Raw genomic sequence first — 10,380 nt, forward strand, 5'->3', positions numbered from 1 at the left:
ATCCGATGCCGACGACCACGGAAGACAAGCTGCGCCAGTACCTCAAGCGCGTCACCCTCGACCTCGGCCAGGCCAAGGAGCGGCTGCGGCAGGCCGAGGAGGAGCGCGCCGAGCCGATCGCGATCGTGGCGATGGCCTGCCGCTACCCCGGCGGGGTCGCCTCCCCCGAGGATCTGTGGGAGTTGGTCGCGGCGCGCGGGGACGCGATCGGCCCCTTCCCCGCCGACCGCGGCTGGGACCTCGGGACCCTCCACCACCCGGACCCCGACCACACCGGCACGAGCTACGTCACCGAGGGCGGCTTCCTGCACGACGCGCCCACCTTCGACGCGGGCTTCTTCGGCATCAGCCCGCGCGAGGCGGCGGCGATGGACCCGCAGCAGCGCGTCCTGCTGGAGACCGCCTGGGAGCTCCTGGAGCGCGCCGGCATCGACCCCACGAGCCTGAAGGGCACCGCGACCGGTGTGTACGCGGGGGTGTCGAGCCAGGACTACCTGTCGCGCATCCCGCGGATCCCGGACGGCTACGAGGGCTACACCGCCACGGGCGCGCTCACCAGCGTGATCTCCGGGCGGATCGCATACACGCTGGGACTTGAGGGCCCGGCGGTCACGCTGGACACCGCCTGCTCGGCGTCGCTGGTCGCGATCCACCTGGCCGCGCAGGCGCTGCGGTCCGGCGAGTGCACGCTCGCCCTCGCGGGCGGGGTCACGGTCTTCAGCACGCCCGCGGCGTACGTCGAATTCTCCCGGCAGCGCGGTCTCGCCCCCGACGGGCGCTGCAAGGCCTTCGCGGCGGCGGCGGACGGCACGGGCTTCTCCGAGGGCGCCGGACTGCTGCTGCTGGAGCGGCTGTCGGACGCCCGCCGGGCCGGCCACCGGGTGCTGGCCGTCGTGCGCGGCTCGGCCGTCAACCAGGACGGCGCGAGCAACGGGCTGGCCGCGCCCAACGACGCGGCGCAGGAGCGCGTCATCCGGCAGGCGCTGGTGAACGCCCGGCTGGCGCCCGACCAGGTGGACGCGGTGGAGGCGCACGGCACGGGGACGACGCTGGGCGACCCGATCGAGGCGCAGGCGCTGCTCGCGACGTACGGCAGGGGCCGTCCGGCGGACCGGCCGCTGTGGCTCGGCTCGGTGAAGTCCAACATCGGGCACACGCACGCGGCGGCGGGCGTGGCGGGCGTCATCAAGATGGTCATGGCGATGCGGCACGGCTCGCTGCCCGCGACCCTGCACGTCGACGAGCCGACCCCGCACGTGGACTGGTCGGGCGGCGGGGTGCGGCTGCTCACCGAGCCGGTCGACTGGCCGCGCGCGGAGCGGCCGCGGCGGGCCGGGGTGTCGTCGTTCGGCATCTCCGGCACCAACGCGCATCTGGTCCTGGAGGAGGGGCCGGCCGAACCCCCGGCGCAAGAGGGTGAGTTGCCGGCGGAGGGGCCGGCGCCGTGGGTGCTGTCGGCGCGCGGCGACGCCGCGCTGCGGGCCCAGGCCGAACGGCTCCTCGACTCGGCGGCGGGCCACGGCTCGCCCGGCTGGTCGCTGGTCGCCTCGCGGGCGGTGCTCGACCACCGGGCCGTCGTCACGGGCCGGGACGGTACGGCGCTGCGCGCGGGGCTGGCGGCGCTCGCGGCCGGGGAGGAGCACCCGTCGGTGGTGCGCAGGACCGGCGCGCTGCGCGCCTCGGGGTGGCGGGTGTTCCTGTTCTCCGGGCAGGGCAGCCAGCGGCCCGGCATGGGCGCCGGGCTGTATGCGCGCTTCCCAGTCTTCGCCGAGGCCTTCGACGAGGTGTGCGCGCTGCTCGACCCTCAGCTGGAACGCCCGCTGCGGGACGTCGTTTTCGGGCCCGGGGACGCCGGGCTGCTGGACCGTACGACGTACACGCAGGCCGGGCTGTTCGCGTTCCAGGTGGCGCTGGTCCGGCTGCTGGACGCGCACGGGGTGCGGCCGGACGCCGTCGTCGGCCACTCCGTCGGCGAGATCGCCGCCGCGCACATCGCCGGGGTCCTGTCGCTGGCGGACGCCTGCCGGCTGGTCGGCGCGCGGGCGACGCTGCTCGGCGCGCTGCCCGCGGGCGGTGCGATGACGGCGCTGGAGGCGACGGCCGAGGAGGCCGGGGAGGCGCTGGCCCCGTACGGCGGGGCGGTGTCGGTCGCCGCGTACAACACACCCACGGGCACGGTCGTCTCGGGTCCTGCGGACCTGGTGGCGGACCTGACCGCGCGGTGGAAGGAGCGCGGGCGCAAGGCGAAGGCGCTCACGGTCAGCCACGCCTTCCACTCGCCGCTCATGGAGCCGGCGCTCGCGCCCTTCGCCGAGGCCGTGGCGGACCTGGACTTCCGCACCCCGCGCATCCCGCTCGTCAGCAACCTCACCGGGCGGACCGCCGACGCCGGGATCGCCGAGCCCGGTTACTGGGTGCGGCACATCCGCGAGCCGGTCCGCTTCCGCGACGCGATCGCGCACACCGCGGCCCGCACCCACACGTACCTGGAGATCGGCCCGACGTCCGTGCTCGTCCCCGCGGCGCAGCAGACGCTGGACGCGGCGGCCCCCGACGGTTCGGCCCCGCTGCTCGTACCGGCGCTGACCGCCCGCCAGGACGAGGCCGAGGCCCTCGCGCACGCGCTCGCGCGGCTGCACACCACGCATCCCGTGCCCGTCGACTGGCGGCCCTGGTTCCCGCGGTCCGCCCGCCGCACGACGGAACTGCCCGGCTACCCCTTCCAGCGGCAGCGCTACTGGCTGCCGGACGAGGTGGCGGCGGCGCCCGCCGCCGCGGACGCGGAGGAGTCGCGGTTCTGGCAGGCGGTGGAGTCGCAGGACGTGGCCGCGCTGTCCGGCACGCTGGGCATCGGCGACGACGACGGGCGGCGCGCACCGCTCGGCGAGGTGCTGCCCGCGCTCGCGCACTGGCACCGCGAGCGGCACGACCGGGCGGCCGTCGAGGCGTGGCGCTACCGGGTGGCCTGGCGGCGGCTCCCCGACCCCGACCCGTCGGACGGCCGCTGGCTGCTGGCGGTCCCGCCCGCGGGCGCCCCCCAGTGGGCCGACGCCTGCGAGCGCGCCCTCACCGCGGACGGCGGCGTGGTGACCCGGGTGACCGTCCCGGACGACCCCGAGGAGGCGGTCGCGGCGCTGCGCGCGGCGTACGAGGAGGGTCCGCCGCCGGCCGGTGTGCTGTCCCTGCTGGCGCTCGGCGGACCCGGAACCGATCGCGTGACGGCGACGCGTACGACGAACGCCCCGGAAACGGCCGAGGTGCTGTCCCCGCCGCTCGGCCGACCCGACGCTGACGCCCTGCACGAGGCGACGAACGCCCCGACACCGACCGAGGTGCTGTCCCCGCAGCCACTCGGCGGACCCGACGCCGACCCCCTGCACGAGGCGACCAGCGCCCCGGCACCGGCCGACACGCCGTCCCCACAGCCACTCGGCAGGCCCGACGCCAACCCCCTGCACGGGGTGACGGCGACTCATGCGCTGCTGTGCGCGCTGCTGGCGGCCGATCTCGGGGTGCCGGTGTGGACGGCGACGTGCGGTGCGGTGGCGGTGGGGGGCGAGGGCGAGCCGCTCGATGCGGGGCAGGCCGCGGTGTGGGGGCTCGGGCGGGTGGCCGCGCTGGAGCACCCGGCGCTGTGGGGGGGCCTTCTCGACCTCCCGGCCGGGCTCGCTGGCCTCTCCCCCGACCTGCTGCGTGCGGCCCTGGCCGGGCGCGACGGCGAGGACCAGGTGGCGCTGCGCCCCGCGGGGCTCTTCGCCCGCCGCCTCGTTCCCGTCCCCCCGGAGGAGGCGGCGCCCGCCCGCCCCTGGTCGCCGCGCGGCGGCGCCCTGGTGACCGGCGGCGTCACGGGGGTGGCCGCCCACGTGGCCCGCAGGCTGGCCGCGGAGGGCGCGGAACACCTCGTCCTGCTCGCCCCGGAGGGCCCCGCGGCCCCCGGCGCGGAGGGGCTGCTTGCCGAACTGGCGGCGCTGGGCGCGAAGGCGACGGTGCTGGACGCGGCGGTGCTCGGCGCGACGCGCGAGGAGCCGCCGGGCGCCCCCGCGGGCGCGCAAGGGCAGCCGCCGCAGGCGAGCGCCGCGGGGGCCCTCGTGGCGGGCGGGGTGCGGATCCGTACTGTCGTGCACACCGGGGCGGCCGGGGAGCGGGCGGGGCTCGCGGAGACGGCGGACTTCGGCGCGGCCGTGGCGGACGCCGTCGCGGGCGCGGACCGGCTCGTGGAGCTGTGCGGGCTCGGGGACGACGACCCGCTGGTGGTCTTCTCGTCGGTGGCCGCGGTGTGGGGCGGCGGCGGACACGGGGCGCGGGCGGCGGCGGACGCGTATCTGGACGCGCTGGCGCAGCGCCGCCGGGCCGCGGGCGGCCGCGTGGTGCGGCTGGCCTGGGGCGTGTGGGACGACGCGCACGGCCCGGAGGCGGCCGGGCGCGCGCAGCGGCTGGGTCTGCCGCTGCTGCCGCCCTCCCGGGCGCTCGCGGCGCTGCGGGACGCCGTGGCCCGCAGCGCGGGCGACGACGCCGGGGCCGGAGCGGCGACGCTGGTCGCGGACGTGGACTGGCGGCGCTTCCTCCCGCTGTTCACCGGTGCGCGCGCGAGCCGGCTCTTCGACGACGTGCCGGCCGCGGCGGGGGCCGCGCTCGACGCCGCGGGCGGCGCGCAGGAGGCCGAGGCGCTGGCCGCCCTGCGGGAGCGGCTCGCGGCCCAGCCGCCGGCGACGCGTACGGGCACCCTGCTGGCGCTCGTCCGCGCCCACGCGGCGGGCGCGCTGCACTACCCGGGCGCGGACGCGGTGGATCCGGAACAGCCCTTCAAGGAGCTGGGGTTCGACTCCCTCGCGGCCGTCGAGTTCCGCAACCGGCTGCGGGCCGCCACGGGCCTGGAGCTGCCGGCGACCCTCGTCTTCGACTACCCGACGCCCGCTGCCCTCGCGGGGTATCTGGTGGCGCAGGCGCTGCCCGCCGAGGCCGGGCAGGAGCCGGCCTCGGCGGCGCTGGACACCGTCGAGGCCGCGCTCGCGGCGCTGGCGGCCGACGACCCGCGGCGCGCGGGGCTCACGCACCGGCTGCACGTGCTGCTGTGGCGGTACGAAGGCGGAGGCGGCGAGGCCGCGGAGGCAGGTCCCGCGCAGGACGCGGCGGAGGACCTGGAGGGCGCGTCGGCGGACGAGGTGTTCGCCCTCATCGACCGGGAGTTCGGCGAGGCGTAGGGCCGGGCCCGCCGCGGCCTCGCACTGGGTCGTACCGGGATCTACCGGCCGCCTCCCGGGCCCACCACAATCGCCGGTATGACGATCACGACGGCCGCGCCGCCGCCCACGCACCGCACGCCCGTCGCGCTGGCCCGGGGCTTACTGACCGGCGGCGTGCTCGGGGCCTCGCCGGCCGCGGTCGTCGTGGGCACGGTCGTCGAGAGCGTGCCGCTGTTCGTGGCGGGACTGGTCCTGTCCCCGGTCTACGGGCTGGTGTTCTTCCTCGCCGGCATACCGCGGCGCTACCGGGAGGCGGCCGTCGCGCCCTGCACGGCGCTCGCGGTGATCGACCGTCTGGAGGCCGTCGGGGGCGGCGAGTCGAGCGACGTGCCCGTGAAGTTCGCGCTCACCGTCCTGCCGGACGACGACCCGGCCTTCCGGGTGGAGATCACCGAGGGCATCAACCTCGTGGACCTGCCCGACTACCGGCCGCGCGGTGTCGTGGTCGTCCGGTACCCGGCGGACCGGCCGTGGCGGGTGCGCGTCGTCAAGCGGCCGACACCGCAGTGGGAGGAGCGCGCGGCCGCGGCCCGCTTCGACGCGGTGCCCGGCGCCGCCCGGGTGGCCGAGCCCCCCAAGGGCTGCGCCTTCGGCCTCGCCGTGCTCCTCGGCCTGCTGCTCGGCGCCGCCGCCGTGGTCCTGCTCTTCCGCGCGGACCTCTTCGACCGGGACGACACCGCGAAAGCGGCCCCGGCCGCGCGGCCGTCGGTGTCCGCCACGTCGTCGACCACCGTGGTGTCCTCGGCGTCCGCGACGGTCACCCTGGGCCCGGGGCAGTCGTTCCTCGACAAGGGCGCGCTGGACCGTGCCGTCGCCTCGCTCGCCGAGGGCGGGAGCACCCGCCGGGCGCTCACCGTCGTCGTGCAGGAGCGCCTGCTGTCGGTCGTGTTCGTGCCGACCGGCACGCCGACCCCGGGGCTCGACCTGCGGGCGCTGCCCTACGGCCGTTTCCCCGCCCTGGTCCAGGAGGCCGGCAGCACCCTCGGCGTCCACTCCCCGCAGACCTGGCAGATCGTCACCGACCGGCTCACCGGGCCCGTCGTCGTCAGGGTCGTCGTGACCGGGCCCGAGGGCACGGCGTCGCTGGAGGCGGACGGGCAGGGCAAGGTGGTGCGGCGCACGCCCGCACGGTGAAGTGACCCGGTATCGCAGTGTTCCCGGCAGCGGTGGCGCGCTCTGCGGCCGTCCCCGAAAGCGGCAGGAGAGGAAAGACGGATGGACTGGCACGGGTATGTGGCGCTGTGGTGCGGCGTTCTCGGCGCGGTGGCGCTGGTCGGGTACGGGAGGGCGCTGGCCGGCAGGACCCGGGCGCAGCGGGAGGTCCGGGTGACGGGGCGGATCGAACGGGTGGGGGAACCGCGGCACGGAAGCTCCCCGAGCGACGGGATCGCCGTGGTCGTCTCCTTCCGGGACCCTGCCACCGGGCAGGACTTCACCGTCACCAACGACGGCGGGCCGGGCGAGCGGATCAGCGCGGCCTGGACGGGCCGGGAGATCGGCGTCCGCTACCCGCGCGGCAGACCGCACGACTTCCGGTTCGCCAACGACCTCTCGGCGCCCGGGCGCGGTCTCGGGTGGCCCACCTTCGCGCTCTTCCTGGCCTACGCCGGTCCGGTCGTCGCCGCCGCGGTCGACCGGGGCTGGCCGTGGGCCCTGCTCGGCTTCTGCGGGCCGTGGGCCCTCTCCGGCCTTTACCACCTGCCGGGGAACGTACGCGACAGGAACCGCCGGCTGGACACGCTGGCGGCCATGGCGGCCGTGCCCGGCCGGGTCGCCGCCGTGCTCCAGAACGTCACCGTCGACCCGGACGACGGACACGTCTCCACCCGCGTGGTGCCCGTCGTCACCTTCACCACGCGGGACGGCACGGAGGTCACGGCCTTCTGCGAGTCGGGGATCCGGGACCCCGCCGGATCGCGGGGCCGGGACGTCACGGTCCACTACTCCCCCGACGACCCGGCCGTCCTCTCCCTGGACGTCGAGGCCGAACGCCGGTCCTGGAAGCGGGATGCGGTCACCAACGCCGTGGGGCTGGTGGTCGTGGCGGCGGCGGCCGTGGCGGGCGCGGTCACGCTGTGACCCGGCGCGGGCGGTCCGTCCGGCCCCATCCCTTGCGCCGCAAGGGATTTGGTGCTGTGTGCGCTCTTGACCTGACCCCGCTGGAGGCTATGGTCTAGACCTAGGCTCTCGTGAGGTCCGGACCTTCCGGCGGCGGTCCGGCTCCCACGCCGTGACCGGCCACAGGCACACAGCTCACGGCGTACGCCGCACCGCACCACCGCCGGACAGGCAGCAAGGGCCCACGAGGGACGCCCCCACACCTCGACGAAAGCGGTATGACATGCACACGACACGACGGGTGGCTCTCGCCCTCGGAGCACTGGCCGCTCCGCTCATCGCGTTCGGACTGTCCTCGGGCACGGCCAGCGCCCACGGCTGGGTCACCCTCCCGACGAGCCGCCAGGAGCAGTGCGCCGAAGGCATCGTCAGCTGCGGCGACATCAAGTACGAGCCGCAGAGCGTCGAGGGCCCGAAGGGCCTGCACAGCTGCAGCGGCGGCAACGCGCAGTTCGCCGAGCTGGACGACGACAGCAAGGGCTGGCAGGTCACCCCGGTCGGCTCCTCGGCGACCTTCACCTGGCACAACACCGCCCGGCACGCGACCCTCAACTGGCAGTACTACATCGGGAGCACGCTGCTCGCCGAATTCCCCGGCAACAACCAGCAGCCGCCCGCCGACCTCAGCCACCAGGTCAACTTCGGCAGCTTCACCGGCAAGCAGAAGGTGCTGGCGGTCTGGAACATCGGCGACACCGCCAACGCCTTCTACTCCTGCATCGACGTCAGCATCGGCGGGACGGGCAGCACGACCGGCGGTACGACGACGGGCGGGACCACGACCGGCGGTACGACCACCGGCGGGACCACCACGGGCGGAACCACCACCGGCGGCACGACCGGGGGCACCGGCAGCTGCACCGCCGCCCCCTGGGCCGCCGCGACGGTCTACAACGGCGGGGAGACCGTCTCGCACAACGGCCACAACTGGAAGGCCAAGTGGTGGACGCAGGGCGAGGAGCCCGGCACCACCGGCCAGTGGGGCGTCTGGGACGACCTCGGCGCCTGCTGAGGCCCCCCCCCGCTGCGGCCCTTCCGGGCGGAAGGGCCGCAGCGGCTCAGGACTTGCCGAACTCCGTGGCGATCAGGTCGAAGATCTCCTGGGCCGTGGCCTCCTCCAGGTCGCCGTGCGCGTCCGCCTCGCCGCCCTCCCCCGCCCACTTGTCGGCGAGCAGCCGCAGCCGCGCCGCGACCCGGTTGCGGGCGGCCTCGCCGACCGCGTCCGGGGCGTTGGCCGCGTCCCAGCCGTCGAGCCCGGCCATGACGTGCTGCTCGCCGGTCGCGGCGTCGGCGACGAGCAGCCCGTGCAGATGCCGGGCGAGGTCGTCGGCGGTGGGGTGGTCGAAGAGCACGGTGGTGGGCAGACGCAGGCCCGTGCTGCCGCTCAGCTCGTTGCGCAGCTGGACGGCGGTGAGCGAGTCGAAGCCGAGTTCCTGGAAGGGCTTGCCGGGCGGTACGGCGTCCGCTCCGCTGTGCCCGAGGATCCCGGCGGCGTGCCCCTGTACGTGCCGCAGCAGGATCTCGTACTGCTCGGCGGCCGGCCTCCCGGTGAGCTTGCGCAGCAGCGGGCCCGCCTCCTGCGCCGCGGGCGCGGTCTCTTCGGCACGGTCGGGCACGGCCTCGGGAAGGTCGGCGAGCAGCGCGCTGGGGCGCAGCGCGGTGAAGCTCGGCAGGAAGCGGCGCCAGTCCACGGCGGCGACCACGGACGCGGGCGCCGGGCGCCCGACCGCCTCCCGCAGGGCGGCGAGGGCGAGCGCGGGCTCCAGCGGGCGGATGCCGCGGCGGCGGAAGAAGTCGACCTCCTCGTCGGACGTCGCCATGCCGACCTCCCCCCACAGGCCCCAGGCCACGGAGGTGGCGGGCAGGCCGAGGCCGCGGCGGTGCTCGGCGAGCGCGTCCAGCTGGGCGTTGGCGGCGGCGTACGCAGCCTGCCCGCCGCTGCCCCACACCGCGCTGACCGAGGAGAACAGCACGAAGGCGGACAGCTCCAGATGCCGGGTCAGCTCGTGCAGATGCCGGGCGGCGAGCGCCTTGGGCGCGAGCATGCGCTCCAGGTGCGCGTCGTCGGCGTCGGCGATCAGGGCCTGGTCGCTGACGCCCGCGGCGTGCACGACGGCGGTGAGCGGCTGCCCGGCGGGGATCGCGGCGAGCACCTGCGCCATGGCCTCGCGGTCGGCGGCGTCGCACGCGGCGATCGTCACCTCGGCGCCGAGACCGCGCAGTTCCGCGGCCAGCTCCCCGGCGCCGGGCGCGTCGGGGCCGCGGCGGCTGGTGAGGACGAGGCGGGCGGCCCCGCTGCGCGCGGCCCAGCGGGCGAGCAGCGCGCCGACGCCGCCGGTGCCGCCGGTGACCAGGACGGTGCCCTCCGGCCGCCAGGGGCGGCCGGGGCCGCGCTCGGGGGCCGCGTGGTCGAGGCGGCGAGCCAGCACCCCGGCGGCGCGGACGGCGGTCTGGTCCTCCGTGCCCTCGCCGCGCGGGATCCCGGCGAGGACGGCCGCGAGGCGGGCGGCGGCCCGCGCACCGGGCTCGGCGGGCAGGTCGGGCTCGGCGGGCAGGTCGGCGAGGCCGCCCCAGCGGTCGGGGTGCTCCAGCGCGGCCACCCGGCCCAGGCCCCACACCTGCGCCTGCACCGGGTGCGGCAGCGGGTCGTCGGGGCCGGTCGAGACGGCGCCGCGGGTCACGCACCACAGCGGCGCGCCGATCCGGGCGTCGCCCAGCGCTTGGAGGGCGGCCACGGTGGCGGCCAGCCCCGCGGGCACGCCGGGGCGGCCGGGGCGGGACCGCTCGTCGAGGGCGAGCAGGCTCACGACCCCGGCGAAGTCCTCTCCGGCGGCGGTGAGTTCGGCGCCCGACCCCGCGCGGTCGGCGGCGCTCGCGTCCACGGCCAGCGGCCGTGCGGCGGCGGCCGGTTCCGCGGCCAGCCCCGCGCGATCGGCGGCGTCCACGGTCACCGGCCGTACAACGGCGGCGAGTTCGGCGCCCGACCCCGCGCGATCGGGGGCGCCCGCGTCCACGGCCA

General features: G+C 77.1%; 4 protein-coding genes and 1 pseudogene. 4 read left to right on the plus strand and 1 reads right to left on the minus strand.

The annotated features are described in order from the left end of the window. Positions 1 to 20 precede the first annotated feature (20 nt). The 4 genes and pseudogenes from ACH4SL_RS29720 to ACH4SL_RS29735 all read left to right on the plus strand — a co-directional run. A pseudogene (locus ACH4SL_RS29720) lies at positions 21 to 5,201 on the plus strand (beta-ketoacyl synthase N-terminal-like domain-containing protein); the annotation flags it as partial. Positions 5,202 to 5,279: 78 nt separating this feature from the next. Next, complete coding sequence (locus ACH4SL_RS29725) at positions 5,280 to 6,377, plus strand: hypothetical protein (protein WP_398451124.1); 1,098 nt, start codon at positions 5,280 to 5,282, stop codon at positions 6,375 to 6,377. An 81-nt stretch (positions 6,378 to 6,458) separates the two neighbouring features. Further along, complete coding sequence (locus ACH4SL_RS29730) at positions 6,459 to 7,322, plus strand: DUF3592 domain-containing protein (protein WP_398451126.1); 864 nt, start codon at positions 6,459 to 6,461, stop codon at positions 7,320 to 7,322. A gap of 262 nt (positions 7,323 to 7,584) precedes the next feature. Continuing rightward, a complete protein-coding gene (locus ACH4SL_RS29735) occupies positions 7,585 to 8,373 on the plus strand; it encodes a lytic polysaccharide monooxygenase (RefSeq protein WP_398451128.1) in 789 nt (262 codons plus the stop codon). Positions 8,374 to 8,419: 46 nt separating this feature from the next. Here ACH4SL_RS29735 and ACH4SL_RS29740 read toward each other — a convergent pair. Next, positions 8,420 to 10,380 (minus strand): SDR family NAD(P)-dependent oxidoreductase (locus ACH4SL_RS29740; protein WP_398451130.1); only part of this gene is annotated, 1,961 nt, incomplete at its 5' end.

This window comes from Streptomyces sp. NPDC021020, assembly GCF_044333285.1.
Taxonomy (GTDB): domain Bacteria; phylum Actinomycetota; class Actinomycetes; order Streptomycetales; family Streptomycetaceae; genus Actinacidiphila.